Genomic DNA, 19,102 nt, shown 5'->3' with positions numbered 1-19,102 from the left:
CGCAGCCGGAGCCGCGCGTGCGGATGAACACTCTACCCGATGCCCGGACTCAGCCGGACAGCGGACCAGCGGCGCTCACGCTGGGGTACCAGGACTCGAACCTAGACTAAGTGAACCAGAATCACTCGTGCTGCCAATTACACCATACCCCATGGGGGTATGACCTCCGCGATCCCGACGCACCTCGGAGAAGAGCGACAGGAGCAGCCCGGGGGCCGTACCGGCGTTGAACACTACCGGAGCCGCGGGGGTGGGTCCAACTCGCTGCAGAGCCGGCCCGCGCGCGGCCCGGCCACGTCCCCGACGACACCGCGCAGGTCAGCCGTGCCGGCCGGGTGGCCAGGTCAGCGCGGGATGCGGCCGAACTCGCTCACGTCGTACCAGAGCAGGTCCCGGTCCTCGAGCCGCTGCACGGCCGCGTCGTCCCCGGCGACCGCGGCGACGACGTCCGCCGCGGCGGAGGGTTCGTCCACGTGCGCGCACACCACCGCGTCGGCAGGCACTCCCGAGAGGACCGTCACCGCGGTCACGTCGGCGTCCGGGTCCGCATCCGGTACCACCGACTCGTCCGGCACGTCGGCCGCGAGCACCAGTCGCAGTCGCGGCACGCCGGGGCGGTCCGCCAGCAGCGCCAGGCTCTCATCGGCGGCGACGAGCTGAGCGACGAACTCCCAGCCCTCGTCGTCCTCGTCCGGAAGAGCGGCGCGCAGTGCCGCAGTCACGGCGTGGGCGCGCCGCGGACCGCCATCGGCAGCGAGGTGGTCGAGCTCGTCGAGGGTTGCCGGCAGGTAGACGCGCACGGGGCCAGTCTGCCGGGCCCACGCTCAGCCGACAGCCACCGGCGCGGCGAGCCGCTCGACGACGGCCAGGAGCGCCTTGCGGAGCGCCGAGCCGGAGACGCACTCGCGCAGCACCCGTCCGGCGAGCAGCGCGCCGTCCGCGGCCGCACGGTCCTCCGGGAGCGTGAGCACTCGGTGGACACCCGCATAGCGCGCGAGGGCGTCGTGCACGGCAGCCTCCGGCCGAGCTCCTGAGGCGGAGGCCCGCAACCGGTTGACCACGACGACCTGCGGGACGTCGAGGTGCAGGTCTGCCAGCTCCGAGAGCGCGCGGACCAGACGGGTCAGCCCCACCGGGTCGCCGGCACCGACCACCACGACCACGTCGGCCGCCCCGAGCGCGCTCAGCGTCGCGGCGTTGCGCTGCGGGGCGCGGGTGTCGTAGCTCAGCTGCTCGTCCTGCTCGAGGCAGAAGCCGGTGTCGACGAGCGTCCAGGGCACGAGCTGACGTGCCACACCCCAGACGACGTCGAGGGCGGACGCGGGGAGCTCGGGCCAGCGGTCCGCCCGCGAGATCCCCGTCAGGACGCGCAGACGCTCGGCGATCGCCGGTGCGAGTCGCGCGAGCGACCGAAGGTCGAGAGAACCCTGCCCGGCAGCGCGGGCAGCAGCCGCGAGACCCGGCGCCTCGTCCAGCAGCCCGACGACCTGGGCGACGGTGCCTCCGTACGTGTCCGCGTCCACCAGCAGCGACGTCTCGCCCCGAGCCGCGAGCTCGGCGGCGAGGTTCACGGCCACCGTCGTCCTGCCCGGTGCGCCGGTCGGTCCCCACACCGCGACGAGGCGGCCCCGCCGCAGCGGTTCGTCGAGGACCGCGTCGGCTCCCGTGAGGTCCGGATGATCCGGGACCGCCGCGTCGAGCAGCGCCGTCGCGCTCTCGAGCACGGTCCGCGCACCCGCCAGACCGTCAGGTGTCGGCACGACCAGGTCCGCGCCGCACGCCTGTATCCGGTCGACGAGCCACGGACGAGCCGCATCGGCGAGCGCCACGACCTGCACCCCGGCGCGATGCAGCGTGAGCATCGCCTCCACGTCGAGCCGGTCGAGCTCCGCCGAGACGATCGCAACCCGGCCCAGGCCTGCCTCCGCGGCAGCGAGCAGCTCGGTCAGGTCCGCGCAGCGCCGGGTCACCGTGAACCGGCCGGCGGAGGCCTCGGCCGCACGCACGACGAGGCTCTCCGCCGCACCGCGGACCGCGCACAGCACCCCGACGGCCACCTCAGCCGCCCGTCCCCGGCACGGCGACGACCTCGACCGCGCCGTCGGTGGCCAGCGCGCCCAGCACCTTCGCGAGATCCGTGACCGGCACGAGGACGTGCACCGTCGTCGTCCCGCCCGCCGCGAACGCACCCGCGGGCCGGCTGACGTCCGCCACGGTGAGCCCCGAGGCGAGCTGCACCGGCACCGGCGCGGTGCCGGTCGAGGTGGCCGATCGCTCCACCGCGGCGGTGAACCAGAGGTCGACCTGCGCGCCCGCCCGCACCGCCTCCGACGGCACGCCCGTGACCGGCACCGAGACCGGCCGCACGGCGAGGTCGGCGGCGGAGCCGACCGCGGACCTGGGCAGCAGCTCTCCGGCCTGCACGACCCGGAGCGCGACCGCATCGGCCGGCAGGTCCTGGTCCGCGCGCTGGTACCGCGCCAGATCGGCTCCCGAGAGCCGGACGTCGGCCACCGTCAGGCCGCTGGCACCGAGACGCTGCCCGGGCACCGTCGTGGTACGGGCGACGTAGACCGGGACCGAGTGCTGCGCCGCGCGGACCACCCAGGAGCCGAGGGCCACCGAAGCGGCCACCATCGCGATGCCGGCCAGCAGCCGCGGGTCTCGCCAGCCCGGGCGTCGCAGCCGGGCAGCGACCGGCAGTGGTAGCTCGTTGGACGCGGAATCCACCCAATCCCCCTCATATCGACGTCGTGCCCGCCTATCTTGGCCGGGTCGGAGACGCCTGCGGGCCGGTTCTGTGGACGAATCGGGGACGGTCCCCGCCCATGCCACACTGCCGACATGGCACCGCGGTTCCTGACGCTGACCGACGTGACGGAGATCCTCAACGTCTCCCCGCAGCAGGCGCGCGCGCTGGTCGTCTCGGGCGACCTGCCCGCCATCCAGGTCGGCGGGCGGCACGTGTGGCGCGTCGAGGCGACAGAGCTGGAGAAGTACATCCAGCGGATGTACGCGCAGACCCGGGCACGTGCCGGACGAGGTGCTGCGGAGCCCCTGCCTGAGGACTGACGTCTCGCCGGGGGGCGATCGGTCAGCGAGAACGCACGACTCGTAGCGCAGCGAGGGGCACGGTCCACACGGGCCCGCCCCGCCCCGCCCCCACATCGACGTGGTCGGCACCCACCCGGTCGATCCGACCGACGAGCGTGCGACCTGACGTGTGCACCTGCACCTCGGCACGGTCACGGCCCAGCGCACGCAGGGTGGACCCGAGCCGGAGGCGGCGTTCCACCTCGGCGGCTCCTGTCGGGCTGATGTGGGCGACGACGCCGACGAGCGCCTGGACGGCACCCAGCGGCACGAGCGCGTGCCGCGCACCCGGCTCGACGACCAGCATCCAGTCCGGACCGACCTCGACCAGCTCGCCGGCGACGACCGCGTCACGCTCCCCTGCGAGATCACCTACGTGCACGCGCAGCTGATGACCGCGCGTCGCACGGAGGCGGTCGCCAAGCTGCACGGTCGCCCGCTCGGCACGGACGAGCTCACCGAGCTCGCCTCGGGCCTCGTCGGCACGCGCGGCCCGAAGCTGCGCCCCCAGGTCGTCGAACAGCTCGTCCCAGCGCACGGCCGAACCGTAGGGGATCGCACACTCCGGCCGGTGCCGGAGGGGGGACTTACTGGACAACTCGGGCTCGGATGCTCTACACCTACCTCATCAAACGACATCAAACGACATCAAACTGACCCCGACGCATGAACGGACGACACATGACCCGCTACCCCGATCCCCCGGTCGCACGCGGCCACGCGCTCCGCGGCGCAGGCGGCCTCTGGCTCGCAGCGCTGACGGCCGGAGCGCTCGGCACGGGACTCACCCTTCGCCTGCTGGGGCTGGTCGGTTCGGCGGCTCCCTCGCGGGTCGACGGGTTCGTCGAGCTCGGCGTCGTCGCGGTCGGGGCTGCTGTGCTGGCGTGGCTGACGCTGAGCTGCGCGGTCGGAGCCGCATGCCTGACGGCGCGCGCGACGGGCGCCGGATGGCGGCGCGGTGAGGTGTGGGTGCAGCGCTGGGCGCCGGCAGTCGTGCGGCGAGCGGTCGCGATCGCCGTCGGAGCCGGGATCGGCCTCTCCGCGGCGACGGGAGCGTCGGCGGCCGACGCGGTGCCGACGGTATCGCCGCTGCCGATCGTCAGCGTGACGGCGGCACCGGACGGCGGGCGGGACCTGGGCTGGATGCCGACCGAGCCGGGCACCTCGGCGGTCCCGTCCGGCGCTCCCGCACCGACGGTGCTCGCGGAGACCGACACCAGGCCCGACGCATCGCTGCCGAGCGCCTATCCCCTCGGCACACCGGCGAGCGCCGCAACGGCCGGGGGTGCGGCCCGGACCGTCGCTGCGGAGTCACCGAGCTCCGCGCACGCGACGTCATCGAGCTCGCCGACCGCGCGTACCGGCGTAGCGGCGGGGACCGTCACGGTCGCGCCCGGCGACACGCTGTGGGCGATCGCCGCGAGGCACCTTCCAGCCGGCGCCGACGACGCGCAGATCGCGGCGACCTGGCCGGTCTGGTACGCGGCCAACGCGACCCGCATCGGCAGCGACCCGGACCTCATCCGTCCCGGCCTGGTCCTCAGCGTGCCGGCCGACCTGGGTTCGGCGTCATGACCGCCGCCCTCAGCGACCAGCCGGTGGGCACGACGAGCGTGGAGGACGTGATCGCGTGCGCGACCGCGCCACTGCCTCGCGCCGGCTCTCGTGCGGCCACGCTGTCGCTCGCCGGGTCGCGTCCCCGGTCGGCCGAACGCGGCACCTCCGCTCCGCCCAGGCGCGCACCGTCCGGCCGGCCGACCGAGCTCCGCGCACGCCTCTTGCCGACCCGCGGCGGTGCGTCGCCGGCGCAGGCCGAGGGTCCCGCGCACGGGACCGCCGTCCACGTCCAGCAGCGCATCACCGTGATGCGCTCCTCGGACCGCGCCCTGGTGCTCGAGTGCGCGGACGAGGAGCGGGGAGACCTGCCGATCGCCGAGCCGGCGGTGGTCGTGCGCCGGCTCGCGCTGGCCACTGTCGAGGTCATCGCCGGCCTCCGGCCCGCCGCGCAGCTGGCCCGGTGGCTGACCCCCGGGGTGCTGCAGGCCGTCCGGGTGCGAGCCGACCTGCATCGCCGGGCGACGTCCGCCGCGGGACGTGCGACCGTCGGGTCACGGCCGCCGGTGGTCCGCAGCACCCATGTGTGCCGGGTCGAGGAGCGCGTGGTCGAGGCCGCGGTCGTCGTCGACGACGGTTGCAGGGTCAGGGCCGTGGCCGTGCGCCTGGAGACCCACCGCGGGATGTGGCGGGCGACCGCGCTCGACGTCGGCTGAGTGACGTCGAGCGCGGTGCTCACACCACCTGGGAGGCGGTCAGCGTCGGCGCTTCCCCTGCTTGGCCGCCTTGCGCCGCGCCTCCCGGTTGGACCCGTCACCCGCGGCGCCACCCGAGGCCGGGCTGCGACGACCCGCCGTGTCCTCCGCCTCGGTCACCACACCGCCGTCACCGTCGGTCGACGGGGCCGAGTACTGGAGCGGTAGCCGGGCGTCCGGACCGTCGAGACCCTTCGCGACGAGCCGGGCCGGAGCCGCGGCTTCCGCAGCAGGCCCCGTCGCCGTCCGCGCGGCCGACTCAGCCGTGATCACCGGGGTGCCGTCCGCGGTCGCCGCCTGCTGCTCCTCGCTCGGTGCGACCTGCACCTCGAGGTTGAAGAGGTAGGCGACCGTCTCCTCCTTGATGGCATCGGTCATCGCACCGAACAGCTGGAAGCCCTCCCGCTGGTACTCCACCAACGGGTCGCGCTGCGCCATCGCGCGCAGCCCGATGCCCTCCTTGAGGTAGTCCATCTCGTAGAGGTGCTCGCGCCACCGGCGGTCGAGCACCGCGAGCGTGACCCGCCGCTCCAGCTGGCGCATGTTCTCCGAGCCGATCTGCTCCTCGCGGTCGGCGTACGCCACGTCGGCGTCGGAGAGGACCTCTCGCTCCAGCACCTCGTGGGTCAGGCGCGTCGGCCCACCCGCCGCCTCGACGACCTCCTCGGGCGTGATCGAGATCGGGTACACGCCCCGAAGGGCGGTCCACAGCGTGTCGAGATCCCAGTCCTCGGGACGTCCCTCCGCCGTCGCGGACTGGATGTACGCGCTCAGCACGTCGTGGCGGAAGTGCGCGATCTGCTCTTCGAGGTCCTCACCCTCCAGGACCCGGCGACGCTGCTCGTAGATCACCTCGCGCTGCCGCGACATGACGTCGTCGTACTTCAGGACGTTCTTGCGGATCTCGAAGTTGCGCGCCTCGACCTGGGACTGCGCCGACTGGATGCCGCGGGTGACGATCTTGCTCTCGAGCGGCATGTCCTCCGGGAAGCCGGCACGGGTCATCATCGACTCGGCCAGGCTCGAGTTGAACAGGCGCATCAGGTCGTCCTGCATCGACAGGTAGAACCGAGACTCCCCCGGGTCGCCCTGACGACCGGAGCGGCCACGCAGCTGGTTGTCGATGCGGCGGGACTCGTGGCGCTCGGTGCCCAGCACGTACAGGCCGCCGAGCTCGACGACCTCCTCGTGCTCGGCCGCCACGGCCTCCTTGGCCTTGGCCAGCGCGTCCGGCCAGGCGGCCTCGTACTCCTCGGCGTTCTCGGCCGGGTCCAGGCCACGGGCCGCCAGCTCGGCGACGGCCATGAACTCGGCGTTGCCGCCGAGCATGATGTCGGTGCCGCGGCCCGCCATGTTCGTCGCGACCGTCACCGCACCCTTGCGGCCGGCCTGCGCGACCACGGTCGCCTCGCGTGCGTGCTGCTTGGCGTTCAGCACCTCGTGCGGGACGCCCTGCTTCTTCAGCTTCTGGGAGAGGTACTCGCTCTTCTCCACGCTGACCGTGCCGACGAGGACGGGCTGGCCCTTGGCGTGGCGCTCGACGATGTCCGCGACGACCGCGTCGAACTTGCCCTCCTCGCTCTTGTAGACGAAGTCCTTCTGGTCGATCCGGATCATCGGCCGGTTCGTCGGGATCGGCACGACGCCGAGCTTGTAGGTGCCCTGGAACTCCGCGGCCTCCGTCTCGGCGGTGCCGGTCATGCCGGAGAGCTTGGAGTACAGGCGGAAGTAGTTCTGCAGGGTGATGGTGGCGAGGGTCTGGTTCTCCGCCTTGATCACCACCCCCTCCTTGGCCTCGATCGCCTGGTGCATGCCCTCGTTGTAGCGACGGCCCGGCAGGATGCGGCCGGTGTGCTCGTCGACGATGAGCACCTCACCGTTGAGGACGACGTAGTCCTTGTCCCGCTTGAACAGCTCCTTGGCGCGGATCGCGTTGTTGAGGAAGCCGATCAGCGGGGTGTTGAGGGACTCGTACAGGTTGTCGATGCCGAGGTAGTCCTCCACCCGACCGATGCCGGGCTCGAGGACGCCTACGGTCCGCTTCTTCTCGTCGACCTCGTAGTCGCGCTCGGGCTCGAGGCGGCGCACCACCTTGGCGAACTCGGCGTACCAGCGGTTGGCGTCACCGGAGGCGGGCCCGGAGATGATCAGCGGCGTACGGGCCTCGTCGATGAGGATCGAGTCGACCTCGTCGACGATCGCGAAGTTGTGGCCGCGCTGCACCAGCTCCTCGGTGCTCCACGCCATGTTGTCGCGCAGGTAGTCGAAGCCGAACTCGTTGTTGGTGCCGTAGGTGATGTCCGCGGCGTACTGCTCGCGGCGCTGCGCGGGCGTCTGGTTGGACAGGATCGTGCCGGTGGTCAGCCCGAGGAACCGGTAGACGCGACCCATCAGGTCCGACTGGTAGCCGGCCAGGTAGTCGTTGACCGTGACGACGTGCACGCCCTTGCCCGTCAGGGCGTTGAGGTAGGCCGGCGCGGTGGCGACGAGCGTCTTGCCCTCACCGGTCTTCATCTCGGCGATGTTGCCGAGGTGCAGCGCGGCGCCACCCATCAGCTGGACGTCGAAGTGCCGCTGACCGAGCGTGCGCCGTGACGCCTCGCGCACCGCCGCGAACGCCTCCGCGAGGAGCTCGTCGAGCGTCTCGCCGTCGGCCAGCCGCGCCTTGAACCGGTCCGTCTCCTCGCGCAGCTCCGCGTCGGACAACGCCGTGAAGCTGTCCTCCAGCGCGTTGATCTGGCTGGCGATACCGGACAGCTTCTTGAGGATCCGGCCCTCACCGAGGCGCAGGACCTTCTCGAGCATCGCTGGCACGCATGACTCCCGACGTGATCGCACCCCGTACGGGGTGGGGGCTGCACCGGCCGCACGGCCGGGCCGGTCCATCGTAGGCGAGCCGCGGGCACCGGCGGTGGGCCGCCGGCCTCCTCGACGTCGCGCGAGCGAGCCGTCGGCCTCAGCCGGACGAGTCCCCGAGCGCCCGGCCCAGCTCCACGGCCAGGTCGCCGCGGGGCTCACCGGACCGGTCACCGACGAGCACGTCCCCGAGCCCGGTCCAGCGCGCCGCGAGGCGGAGCTCCGACGCGAGCTCCCGCGCGACGACGTCGGCCGGTGGGACGCCCCCCGCCGTCACGCCGGACGGAGGCGCCGTATGGGCCGCGTGCACCCGCAGCACACCCGCCTGGCGATCGGCCTTCAGGTCGACGAGAGCCGCCAGGTGCTCGCCGAGGAGGAAGGGCAGGACGTAGTACCCCCAGACGCGCTGCGGCTCGGGGACGTAGATCTCGATGCGGTAGCGGAGCCCGAACAGCGACTCGACGCGACGGCGCTCCCACACCAGGGGGTCGAACGGGCTGAGCAGCGCTCGTCCGCGCGCGTGCCGCGGCACGGGTGGGGCGTCGCGGTGCCGCCACGAGCGGCCGTCACCCCACCCGGGCACGTCCACGGCGACGGCCTCACCGTCCTCCACGAGCTGCGTCAGCGCCACCGCCGTCTCGGACGTGCTCAGTCGGTAGTAGTCCGCGACGTCGCGCAGCGTGCCGATGCCGAGCGCCCGTACGGAGGCGGAGACCAGGGCGCGGACCGCATCGGCCCGGGGCAGCTCGGGAGCTGCGAGCACCGGGGCGGGCAGCACCCGCTCCACCAGGTCGTACCGGCGCTCGAACGCTCCGTTGCGACCCGCGGACGTCACCTGGCCCGTGAAGAAGAGGTACTCGAGGACACGCTTGGCGACGGTCCAGTTCCAGCCCCAGTTCACCCCCCGACCCGGGTGCTCGTGCTGCAGCCGCTCGTGCACCTGGGCGCCCGTCAGCGGCCCCTCGTCCGCCAGCATCGCGAGGACGTCGTCCACCACCGGGCCGTGGGTGCGCGGAACCTCGCGGATGGCACCCCACGCCTGCGACTCGTAGTCGCGGCGACGCCAGTCGAACAGCCGGTAGTCCTCGGTGCGGATGAACGACGCCTGGTGGGCCCAGCTCTCCACGAGCCGTCGCGGCGCCCTGCCCGCCGCCCTGTCGAGGACGGCCGGGTCGTAGGGTCCCAGCCGGGAGTACAGGGGCATCAGGTGCGCCCGGGCGAACACGTTCACGGAGTCGATCTGCAGCACGCCGAGGCGGTCGACGACCTGCTGGAGGTGCCGGGCGGTGACGGCGGCAGCACGCTCGGGACGCTCCCGGTGCAGCCCCTGGGCCGCGAGCGCGAGGCGACGCGCCTGGCCCAGGTTCAGTCGTTCACCGGCGACGGACTCCCGGGCACCCACGACGGACTTCCGGGCGTCCGCGACGGTGGTGGTGTCAGACACCCGCACATCCTGCCGCCGAGCACCCACATGGGGACGGCGCTCGGCCCGGGCGCCACGGCGGGCGTCCGGGCCGAGAGTCGTGCTGGTGGTGCGTCGCCGGGACGGCTCCCGGGCGGGGTGCTCAGCCGGCGAGGGCGTCCGCCACCACGACCGGTCCGGCGACCGGCGTGTCCAGCTTGATCACGCCGTAGCTCCAGCCGTGGCGGCGGTAGGCGACGGCGGGTTGCGCCGTCTCGGCGTCGACGAAGAGGTAGAAGTCGTGGCCCACCAGCTCCATCTCGTACAGGGCGTCGTCGACGGTCATCGGGGCGGCGTGGTGCACCTTCTCCCGGATGATCACCGGCGAGTCGCCGAGGGGGATCTCGACCGCTCCGTCGGAGACGGTGCGAGGCGCCCGCGGCGGTTCTGCCTCGGGGACGACCGGGGCGACAGGCTCCGTCGTGCTGACCGGTGCGGCCCCACGGTGGTCCTTGCGGCGGTCGCGGGTGCGGCGCAGGCGCTCCAGCAGCTTGGCCATCGCCAGGTCGAGGGCCGCGTACGCGTCGTCGGCGCACGCCTCGGCGCGGATGACCGGCCCCTTGTCCACGACGGTGAGCTCGACGCGCTCACTGCTGTCGGACTGGCGTGGGTTCGGCTCGTGCGACACGAGGACGTCGATGCGCTGCGCGCGAGGCGCCAGCTGTTCGACCTTGGTCAGCTTGCTGTCGAGATGCGCCCGGAACCTGGGTGACACCTCGGTGTGCCGACCGGCAACCACGATCTCCATGCGGGCCTCCTGGGAGGTGAGGGGCAGAGCCTGCAGGGCTCGCCCGGTGACGTGCTGTCTGTGCCCCTGGTGGGGGCAGGTGCGGCACCACCTCCTCGGCCTGCGCGGGGCGGCCCCCTGGCGGGGACCGGCCGGTTGCGTCGGCTGGAACCTCCACGCTAACGCGAGTGCGCTCCGGCCACCAAGCGACCGGGCGGGGGTGTCGAGGCGAGCACGACACCGGCCACGACCCGCGCCCCCGCCGCCCCGAGCACGTCAGCCGCAGCGGCCGCGGTCGCACCGGTGGTCAGCACGTCGTCCACCAGGAGCACGCGCGCGCCCGCGACCTGTGCGCGAGCTCGAACGTGCACGTGACCTGCAAGGTTGCGCGATCGGGCGCGTGCCGACAGCCCCGACTGGTCCGCTCCGGGCGACCGACGCAGGACACCGGCCGCCGTCGCGCGGACGCCGCGCACTGCCAGCTCGTCCGCCACCGCCGCGGCGAGCACGCCAGCGGGGACCCACCCGCGGGTGCGCCGGGCTGCGGCGGTGGACGGCAGGGGCACGACCAGCACCGGGGCCGCGCCGGCCAGCACCGGCACGGCGGCCCGGGCGGCGTTCCGGAGGGCTGCGGTGAACGGTTGCGTCAGGTCGGTGCGACCGTGGTCCTTCCAGGCGCTGACGGCGCGGCGCACCGGTCCGGTGAAGTCGGCGACGGCCCACCACGGCGGCGTCCGGCCGTCGAGCCGGTCCAGCCGGCCGGCCCGGTCCTCGCACCGCCAGGCCGCCCGTCGCAGCAGCGCGGCGCAGTCTCGGCACCAGGACTGGTCGTCGAGACCGCAACCGGCGCACGCGACGGGCAGGACGAGGCCGAGCAGCTCGACGGCGGCTCGGCGCAACCAGGTCGGCGCATCGGTCGGCACACCGACAGCGTGGTACCGGGCGGCGCGGCCCGGCGGCGGCCGGCGGTCGGCCGAGAACGGCTCGGCGGCCGGCGGACCTGAGGGCGGCTCGCGGGCCGGTCCGGGTCAGCCCGGGTACGCCGGGTCGCGCACTCCTGTGGCCCCCTGCACCGGGACCCAGGTGCGACCGTCGTACCGGAGCAGCTCGCCCGCGTGCGTGGCGACGAGCATGCTGCGCTCCCCCACCCCCGAGGCGATCGACGCGGCATCTGCCACGTCCGGCAAGGGCTCCGACTGGCCACCGACCGGCACGAGGCGGAGCGTGGAGGGGCCGCCGGCGCCGCCGAGCACCCCGAGTGTCACCGCATCCGCCCAGACCACCTGGCGGGCATCGGCGACGGAGGCTCCCGCCCGGACGGGGGTGCTCAGCTGCTGCGGCGCCCCGGACGCGTCGCGGACGACGCCCGCGACGTCGATCGCGACCCCGTCAGGACCGTCCGACACCACGGCGACCCGGGTGCCGTCGCGCGCGACCGCGAGCGCCTTCACGGATCGCCCGACCAACCAGGGCGCCGTCAGCGTCACCTGCGAGCCGGCCGGCGTCACGGCGAGCACGCTGCCGCCCGTCGCGGTCCAGATCCAGCCCCGGCGGTCCACGGACGGTGCCGCGAGGCCCGCGCCCGAGATCAGCACCCGGGCGGGCGCGGTCGCGGTCGGCGCCAGAACCAGCCGGTCCGTCCCCGAGAGCAGCACCTGCACCGACCCGTCGGCGCTGCGGGCCGGGCTGCGAGCGTCGAGACCCGCGAGCGAGCCGACGCCGGCCACCGGCTGGAGCGCCCCGTTCACCAGGCTGACCAGGGCGTCACCCTGGATCATCACCGGGTCGCCGACCGCCGGCGTCGGCACCGAGGTGGCGCCGTCGAGCGGGACGCCCGTGGCCCCTGCCCGCACGACGACCGACCGCACCTGCGGAAGCTGCAGCGACTGCTGCAGCTGGGCCAGCAGCAGCCCGCGGTCGGCGGTCTGCACGGTGCGGGCCGGATCGAGGTCGACCTCGGCCACCCCGTCCGCGTCGACCGTGACGGCCTCGGGCTTGAGCTGGACACCGTCCGGCACAGCCGTGCGGACGGCGTCGCGCAGCCATGGCGACGGACCCGAGAGCAGGCCCTTGACCACCGAGGTCGGCAGGTTCCGCGACGGGTACCACCGGGTCTCCGGGACGAGCACCTGCGAGTCGGGCGACAGGAAGTACAGCTGGGCGGCACGGAACCGGGAGGTGAAGGCGCCCTGGGACAGGATCAGCCCCTTGGGCGTGCCGCCGATCCGCCACTGCTGCCGGCTGTCCTGCACCATGTCGAACGTCACCGACTCACGACCGTCGGCGGAGGCCTCCGTGTAGCGCCCGTCGGCGTCCACCTTGCCGGCCACCTGCACCTCGACGGTCACCTGGGTGTCCGACGTGCGCTGCACCTGCGTGGCGGAGGCGACGACGACGCTGCCGAGCGGGTCCCAGCTGGAGCGGGCGTCCGGGGTCAGGAACTCCCGTGCGGCGACGAAGTCGACGAAGTCCCCGGACAGCCCGGCGGAGCCGGCGAGCAGGAAGCCCTCGACGATGGAGACGGGGTCCGCGTTGGGAGCCGGACCCTCGGCCACCACGACGACGGGGTCCCCCTCCGGGACGCGCGCATCACCCTTCTGCACCGCACCCTGCGTCGGGATGGCGCTGCACGCGGCGACCACCAGCACGGCCGCCGCCGCCAGGGCGGCGCGCAGCCGCCGGGGCGTGCTCATCGGACCTCCTGGGCCGGCTGGTCGGCGTCGGACCAGTCCGGCAGGGCCGCCGGGTCCGAGCGCGGCCTCGTCGCGGCCACCGGCGCCGCCTGCTCCTGCGTCTCGTCCGGCACCAGCTCGAGGGGCGACGACTGGAGCCGGATGCCCGCCCGCCGCGGCAGGGTGAGCCGGAACGACGCTCCGCGCCCGGGGCGTCCCCACGCCTCGAGCCAGCCACCGTGCAGCCGGGCGTCCTCCAGCGAGATGGCCAGCCCCAGCCCCGTGCCACCGGTCGTCCGCGCCCTGGCGGGGTCCGCGCGCCAGAACCGGTCGAACACGTGCTGCGCCTCCCCTGAGGTCATCCCCACGCCCTTGTCGCGCACCGTGACGGCGACGGCGTGCTGGTCGGCGGCGACCGTCACCTCCACGGGCGTGCCGTCCGCGTGCTCGATCGCGTTGACGACCAGGTTGCGCAGGATGCGCTCCACCCGGCGCGGGTCGATGTCCGCCACGACGCGCTGCTCCGGCAGCACCACGGAGATCCACGTGCCCTTGCGTTCGGCGAGCGGCACAGAGGCATCGACCGTGCGCACCACCACGTCGCGGACGTCGCGGCTCTCGGCGTCGAGCACCGCGGCACCCGCGTCGAACCGGCTGATCTCGAGGAGGTCGGCCAGCAGGTCCTCGAAACGGTCGAGCTGGGTGGACAGCAGCTCCGCCGAGCGCTTCACGGACGGCTCGAAGTCGTGCCGCGCGGCGTGGATGACCTCACCGGCCATCCGGACGGTCGTCAGCGGGGTGCGCAGCTCGTGGGAGACGTCGGACACGAACCGGCGCTGCAGCGTGGAGAGCTCCTCGAGCCTGCGGATCTGGTCCTGCAGGCTCTCCGCCATCTCGTTGAACGACTGGGCGAGCGTCGCCATCTCGTCCTCGCCCTGGACGCTCATCCGCTCGGTGAGCTGCCCGTTGGCCAGCCGCTCGGCGACCTGCGCGGCCCGGCGCACGGGCAGCACGGTCTGGCGGGTGACCAGCCAGGTGGTGGAGCCGAGCAGCAGCACGAGGGCCCCGGCTCCGAGCGCGAGCGTGCGCAGCAGGAAGTCGAGCCGGTCCTGCTCCGCCTGCAGCGGGTAGAGGAAGAACAGCTGGTAGGTGCCGACCACGGGCACCGTGACCTGCTGGCCGACGACGACAGCCGGCTCGAGCCGGCCCCCCGCCCGCAGGGCGACGGACTGCCAGTGCTGACCACCGGACGACGTGGCGGTCTTCAGGTCCGCGCTGATCAGGTCGACGTACGCCGCGTTGGTGGCGGTCGCACCCGCCTGGACCGACACCGCCTGGCCGGGCGCGCGCAGCAGGAACACCTCGCGCCCGCCGGAGCCCGCGTTGTGCTGCGCGCTCGTCACGTCGGAGAGGAGCTGCTGCACCTCGGCGCCCGTGGTCGCCGTCGCGGAGTCGAACGTGTTCTGGGCCTGCTGCGTGCTGCGGGCGCTCTCCTCCAGCACCTGCTGCAGCCGGGCGCGGAACAGCCCGTCCGCCGTGCGCTGGCCGACGTACGCGAACACCAGGGCGAGCGCCACCAGGCCGATCGTGAGCGTGGACGTCAGCACGCGGACCTGCAGCGAGCCGCGCCACCAGCGCAGCGCCGACCGGAACCGACGGCCCCACCGGGCGCGGACCAGCCGCCAGACGCTCGTCATCCGGGGCACGGTGCACCCCCGGCCCGGGTCACGACGAGCCAGCCCCCGCCTTGTAGCCGACGCCCCGCACGGTCACGACGATGTCCGGGCGCTCCGGGTCGTGCTCGATCTTCGACCGCAGCCGCTGCACGTGGACGTTGACCAGGCGGGTGTCCGCCGCGTGGTGGTAGCCCCACACCTTCTCCAGCAGCACCTCGCGGGTGAACACCTGCCACGGCTTGCGCGCCAGGGCGACGAGGAGGTCGAACTCGAGCGGGGTGAGCGAGATCGGCGTGCCGTCGCGCGCGACCCGGTGCCCGGGGACGTCGATCGTCAGGTCGCCGATCGTCAGGTGCTCGGGGGCTGGCTCGTCGCTGCGGCGCAGCCGGGCGCGCACCCGGGCGACCAGCTCCTTGGGCTTGAACGGCTTGGAGATGTAGTCGTCGGCCCCCGCCTCGAGGCCGAGCACCACGTCCACGGTGTCGCTCTTGGCGGTGAGCATGACGATCGGCACGCCCGACTCCGCACGGATCTGGCGGCACACCTCGTAGCCGTCACGGCCCGGGAGCATCAGGTCGAGCAGCACCAGGTCCGGCTGCGTCGCACGGAAGATGCCGAGCGCCTCGTCGCCGTCCTCGCAGAACGCGGGCTCGAAGCCCTCGGACCGCAGCACGATGCCGATCATCTCGGCCAGCGCGGTGTCGTCGTCGACCACCAGGACGCGTCCCTTCATGGCGGTCATTGTCGCACCTGACCTGCTCCGATCCCCCAGCGCCGGACGGGTGGTCCGCACCTGGCAGTCCACCCGTCCGGACGGCCCCCGACGGCAGGGCCCCGTGGCACGATGAGGCGTCGGCGGCCCGCCCGTCGACGTGTCCACGTGCTGCGCCGGGACCGCTCTCAGCCGAGCCCTCACCCGAGCAGCCAGCCGCACCACCAGCTGCGCCGCCACAGGGGAGCCCCAGCACATGAGCGAACCGCAGGACCCGTCCCGGCCGAGCGGCTGGGCGGCGCCCGGTGCGTCCGCCGGGAAGCCGGCCGACGACCGGCCGGACAGCTGGGTCCCCGCCGATCCCCCGCCCGGCCACGCGCCGCAGCCACCCGGGTACGGGCAGCAGCCGCCGGCGTACGGGCAGCAGCCACCCGCGTACGGGCAGCAGCCCCCGGCCTACGGGCAGCAGCCACCCGCGTACGGGCAGCAGCCACCGGCCTACGGGCAGCAGCCACCCGCGTACGGGCAGGCCGGTTGGGGACCGACCCCGTACGGCCCCCCGGGTGCCGGCGCCTGGCGTCCACCCGCGCTGCAGCCCGGGATCATCCCGCTGCGGCCGCTCAGCCTCGGCGAGCTGCTCGACGGCGGGGTCCGGGCGATCCGCGCCAACCCCGCGGTCATGTTCGGCCTCGCCGCCGTGGTGGTCACGGTCGGCGTGGTGCTCTCGGCGATCGTCACCGCGTACGTCGGCGGTCTCCTGACCGGCCCGCTCGACTCGTTCTCCCGTCAGCTCTCGGGCCTCCCCGACGCGAGCACCACCGACCTCGGTGCGATCTCGAGCCAGCTCGGCACCGCGTTCGCGACGTTCGCCGCCCTTCCCGTCACCGCGCTGGCCACGACGATCCTCGACGGCCTCCTCGTGGTGTCCGTCAGCCGCTCGGTGCTCGGGCGACGTGCGACCGTCGGCGAGGTCGCGCGGTCGTGGCGGGTGTGGTGGGTGATCGGGTTCACCCTGCTGATGTCCCTGGCTGTGCTCGTCGTCGGCGGCGTGCTGGCAGCGGTGCTGGTGTGGGCCGGTCGGAGCCAGCAGTGGGGCTGGCTCGCGTTCGGGGCCCTCGTCGGCGGTCTGGCGTTCGCGGTCGCCGCCGTGTGGGTGAACACCCGCACGCTGCTGGTGACGCCGGCGCTGATGCTCGAGGGCAAGCCGTTCTGGCGCACCATCGCGCGGGCGTGGCGGCTGACCCGGGGCAGCTTCTGGCGGCTGTTCGGGATCGCGCTGCTGGTCGCGGTGCTCGTCTCCGTGCTGACCCAGATCATCTCCGTGCCGTTCACCCTGGTCGCCGAGGGGGTGACCGGCGGGGTGACGTCGTTCTGGGCGGTCGTGATCATCTCGGTCGGCAAGGTGATCACGCTGACCGCGGCGACCACGTACCAGGCAGCCGTCATCGCGCTGCTGTACATCGACGTGCGGATGCGGCGCGAGGCGCTGGACGTCGAGCTGGCGCGCGCGGCCTCGACCGACTCCCCCGCGTGACCGGTGCACGGGCGGTGGCCGTCGTCGCCGCCCTCGTCGGTGCCGCGGAGCCGCCGGTCCGTCCGGACGGGCCCACGGCCCAGCGATGGGCGCGGGAGGAGCTGCTCGATCCCGTCTACCACCAGCAGCAGAGCCTGCTCAGCCGGTTCCTGAGCTGGTTGGGGCACCTGTTCAGCGGGATGCACGGCGCCGCCCTGCCGCCGCGCGGTGCCCTGCTCGCGGCGGCGGTCGGGCTCGCGGTGCTCGTCGTCGCCGGCCTGTGGGTGACCGGCCCGGTGCGGCGGTCCCGACGGACCCGGCCGGAGGCCGTCCTGGCCGCCGCGGACGGGCGCACGGCGGCCGAGCTCCGGGCGGCGGCGGACGCCGCGGCCGTTGCGGGCGACTTCTCGACGGCCGTCGCCGAGCGGTTCCGCTCCCTGGCCCGCGGTCTCGAGGAGCGGGCGGTGCTGGACGAGCGACCCGGCCGCACGGCCGACGAGGTCGCGCGCGACGCCGGCGAGGTGCTGAGCGCGGTGGCGACGGACCTGCTCCGGGCGGGGCGCCTGTTCGACGACGTCGTGTACGGCGGTCGCACGGCCCGACGCGCCGATGACGACGAGCTGCGGGCGACCGACGACGCGGTCCGTGCCGCCCGCCGGACGGTGTCGGCCGGCCACGCAGCCGAGGACGCCCCGTGACCGCGCCCATGACCACGACCCTGATCCCCGCCACCGGCGACGGGACGACGGCACGAAGCCGCGCAGCCCGACGCTGGCGCAGGGCCCGGGCGCCCCTGGTGGTGCTCGCCCTGCTGCTCGTCGGCGGCCTGCTCGCGGTGCTGCCCGCTCCGCGGACCTCCACCGCCCCCCTGGCCCCGGACAACCCCGGGGACACCGGGGCGCGCGCGCTCGCGCAGATCCTCACGCGCCACGGCGTGCACGTGCACTACGTGCGCACCATCGCGGCCGCGGAGAAGGCCGCGACGGCTGGCAGCACGCTCCTGGTGCTCGGTGACCTCTACCTGACTCCGGACATGGTCGGCCGGATCGGCCGCAGCGCGGCGGACCTCGTGCTCGTCGAGACGCCGGACGTGCTCGACAGGCTGGCCCCGGGCGTCGTCCCGAGCTTCGGGGGCTCGACCACCGACGTCCGCGGCGCCGCCTGCGACGACCCGGACGCCGTCGCCGCGGGGACGATCACGGCCGCCGGGGCGGTCCGCGGCCACGGTCCGGGCGTCACGGTGTGCTTCCTCGAGTCGGGCGCCGGCGCGGGCGAGGGCGGTGCGCTCGCGGTCGTCGCCGGCGCGCGACGCGTCAGCGTCCTGACCGACGCCGGCCCTCTGACGAACCGGTCCCTGGCCGACCAGGGGAACGCGGCGCTGGCCCTGCGCCTCCTGGGCGTGCACCCCGACCTCGTCTGGTACCTCCCGTCCTCCGACGACCTCGGCATCGAGCGGAGCTCGCAGGGCGGCACCAGCCTCACCGACCTGATACCACCGTGGCTGGTGCAGCTGGGGCTGCTGGCCGTGGCCGTCGCGGCGGCGGCCGCCGTGTGGCGTGGCCGTCGGCTCGGACCGGTGGTCAGCGAGCGGCTGCCGGTCGTCGTGCGTGCCGGCGAGACGACCCGGGGGCGCGGCCGCCTGTACCGACGCGCGGGCGCGCACGCGCACGCCGCCGCCGCCCTGCGGGCCGGTGCGGCGTCCCGCTCGGCGGCCCGCCTCGGTCTGCCCCGTTCCGCCGACCGACCGGCCACCGTGGCCGCCATCTCCCGTGCCACCGGCCGGCCGGCCGCAGACGTGGAGCACCTGCTGTACGGCTCGTCACCCACCGACGACCGAGCACTGGCCGTGCTGGCCCGTGAGCTGGACCACCTGGAGAGCGAGGTTCACCGATCGTGAGCGACGTCCTGCCGCCGTCCCCCGTGCCGCCCTCGGCCGCGCCGTACCCGGCAGCGACCCCCGGTGGTGACGGTGCCACCGTGCCCCGACCTGCCACAGTCCCGCAGCACGGGGCGGCGCCGACGGCCGGGGCGTACCCGCCCGGCCTGGGGGCGGGCGTGACCGGGTCCCACGCCGCCGCCCCG

At 74.3% G+C, this 19,102-nt stretch carries 17 protein-coding genes and 1 tRNA gene; 6 read left to right on the top strand and 12 right to left on the bottom strand.

Translation table 11 applies throughout. The features are described 5' to 3' along the window. Nucleotides 1–80: 80 nt before the first annotated feature. The 4 genes from ACFQTY_RS06290 to ACFQTY_RS06275 all read right to left on the bottom strand — a co-directional run bounded on the left by ACFQTY_RS06290 (nt 81) and on the right by ACFQTY_RS06275 (nt 2,730). A tRNA-Gln gene (locus tag ACFQTY_RS06290) sits at nt 81–152 on the bottom strand. A gap of 192 nt (nt 153–344) precedes the next feature. Continuing rightward, nucleotides 345–800 (bottom strand): DUF6912 family protein, encoded by a 456-nt coding sequence (locus tag ACFQTY_RS06285; RefSeq protein WP_337973144.1) that lies wholly within the window; start codon nt 798–800, stop codon nt 345–347. A 24-nt stretch (nt 801–824) separates the two neighbouring features. Next, entirely contained in the window at nt 825–2,057 is a 1,233-nt protein-coding gene (locus ACFQTY_RS06280; protein WP_378098601.1) for a CpaE family protein, read from the bottom strand. 1 nt (nt 2,058) lies between these two features. Beyond that, complete coding sequence (locus ACFQTY_RS06275; RefSeq protein WP_378098599.1) at nt 2,059–2,730, bottom strand: hypothetical protein; 672 nt, start codon at nt 2,728–2,730, stop codon at nt 2,059–2,061. A gap of 114 nt (nt 2,731–2,844) precedes the next feature. Here ACFQTY_RS06275 and ACFQTY_RS06270 point away from each other — a divergent pair, with 114 nt between their 5' ends. Beyond that, a complete protein-coding gene (locus ACFQTY_RS06270) occupies nt 2,845–3,072 on the top strand; it encodes a helix-turn-helix domain-containing protein (protein ID WP_263729240.1) in 228 nt (75 codons plus the stop codon). Between the two features lie 22 nt (nt 3,073–3,094). Here ACFQTY_RS06270 and ACFQTY_RS06265 read toward each other — a convergent pair whose 3' ends face one another. Next, nucleotides 3,095–3,631 (bottom strand): hypothetical protein, encoded by a 537-nt coding sequence (locus ACFQTY_RS06265; protein ID WP_378098597.1) that lies wholly within the window; start codon nt 3,629–3,631, stop codon nt 3,095–3,097. Nucleotides 3,632–3,774: 143 nt separating this feature from the next. Here ACFQTY_RS06265 and ACFQTY_RS06260 point away from each other — a divergent pair, with 143 nt between their 5' ends. Both ACFQTY_RS06260 and ACFQTY_RS06255 read left to right on the top strand, forming a co-directional pair. Beyond that, nucleotides 3,775–4,668, top strand: a complete 894-nt coding sequence (locus tag ACFQTY_RS06260; protein WP_378098595.1) for a LysM peptidoglycan-binding domain-containing protein — start codon at nt 3,775–3,777, stop codon at nt 4,666–4,668. Beyond that, nucleotides 4,665–5,363 (top strand): Rv3235 family protein, encoded by a 699-nt coding sequence (locus ACFQTY_RS06255; RefSeq protein ID WP_378098593.1) that lies wholly within the window; start codon nt 4,665–4,667, stop codon nt 5,361–5,363. The genes ACFQTY_RS06260 and ACFQTY_RS06255 overlap by 4 nt, the downstream gene beginning before the upstream one ends. 39 nt (nt 5,364–5,402) lie before the next feature. Here the strand turns inward: ACFQTY_RS06255 and secA are convergent, their stop codons facing one another. The 7 genes from secA to mtrA form a co-directional block, all read right to left on the bottom strand. After that, on the bottom strand, nt 5,403–8,216 hold the full coding sequence (gene secA, locus ACFQTY_RS06250) for a preprotein translocase subunit SecA (protein WP_378098591.1): 2,814 nt from the start codon (nt 8,214–8,216) through the stop codon (nt 5,403–5,405). A 142-nt stretch (nt 8,217–8,358) separates the two neighbouring features. Beyond that, nucleotides 8,359–9,702, bottom strand: a complete 1,344-nt coding sequence (locus ACFQTY_RS06245) for a winged helix-turn-helix domain-containing protein (protein WP_378098589.1) — start codon at nt 9,700–9,702, stop codon at nt 8,359–8,361. Nucleotides 9,703–9,823: 121 nt separating this feature from the next. Further along, a complete protein-coding gene (gene hpf / locus ACFQTY_RS06240) occupies nt 9,824–10,468 on the bottom strand; it encodes a ribosome hibernation-promoting factor, HPF/YfiA family (RefSeq protein ID WP_291759171.1) in 645 nt (214 codons plus the stop codon). 158 nt (nt 10,469–10,626) lie between these two features. Next, nucleotides 10,627–11,370 carry a ComF family protein gene (locus ACFQTY_RS06235; protein WP_378098586.1) on the bottom strand — a complete coding sequence of 248 codons (744 nt, stop codon included), beginning with the start codon at nt 11,368–11,370 and terminating at the stop codon, nt 10,627–10,629. Between the two features lie 105 nt (nt 11,371–11,475). After that, nucleotides 11,476–13,140 (bottom strand): LpqB family beta-propeller domain-containing protein, encoded by a 1,665-nt coding sequence (locus ACFQTY_RS06230; protein ID WP_378098584.1) that lies wholly within the window; start codon nt 13,138–13,140, stop codon nt 11,476–11,478. Further along, on the bottom strand, nt 13,137–14,816 hold the full coding sequence (gene mtrB, locus ACFQTY_RS06225) for an MtrAB system histidine kinase MtrB (protein WP_378098582.1): 1,680 nt from the start codon (nt 14,814–14,816) through the stop codon (nt 13,137–13,139). The genes ACFQTY_RS06230 and mtrB overlap by 4 nt, the downstream gene beginning before the upstream one ends. A 28-nt stretch (nt 14,817–14,844) precedes the next feature. Continuing rightward, nucleotides 14,845–15,528 carry an MtrAB system response regulator MtrA gene (gene mtrA, locus ACFQTY_RS06220; RefSeq protein WP_291759183.1) on the bottom strand — a complete coding sequence of 228 codons (684 nt, stop codon included), beginning with the start codon at nt 15,526–15,528 and terminating at the stop codon, nt 14,845–14,847. 235 nt (nt 15,529–15,763) lie between these two features. On the opposite strand from mtrA, the gene ACFQTY_RS06215 reads away from it, so the two are divergent. The 3 genes from ACFQTY_RS06215 to ACFQTY_RS06205 are packed head-to-tail and all read left to right on the top strand — an operon-like array spanning nt 15,764 to nt 18,917. After that, entirely contained in the window at nt 15,764–17,041 is a 1,278-nt protein-coding gene (locus tag ACFQTY_RS06215; RefSeq protein WP_378098579.1) for a glycerophosphoryl diester phosphodiesterase membrane domain-containing protein, read from the top strand. Then, nucleotides 17,038–17,718, top strand: coding sequence for a DUF4129 domain-containing protein (locus ACFQTY_RS06210; RefSeq protein ID WP_291759189.1), 681 nt, complete (start codon nt 17,038–17,040; stop codon nt 17,716–17,718). The genes ACFQTY_RS06215 and ACFQTY_RS06210 overlap by 4 nt, the downstream gene beginning before the upstream one ends. Then, nucleotides 17,715–18,917, top strand: a complete 1,203-nt coding sequence (locus ACFQTY_RS06205) for a DUF4350 domain-containing protein (protein ID WP_291759191.1) — start codon at nt 17,715–17,717, stop codon at nt 18,915–18,917. Before ACFQTY_RS06210 ends, ACFQTY_RS06205 begins: the two co-directional genes overlap by 4 nt. Nucleotides 18,918–19,102 lie beyond the last annotated feature (185 nt).

Source organism: Cellulomonas sp. T2.31MG-18, assembly GCF_964266755.1.
Taxonomy (GTDB): domain Bacteria; phylum Actinomycetota; class Actinomycetes; order Actinomycetales; family Cellulomonadaceae; genus Cellulomonas.
Note: the sequence above shows the minus strand (reverse complement) of the source record. Positions and strands in the feature narration are given on the sequence as shown.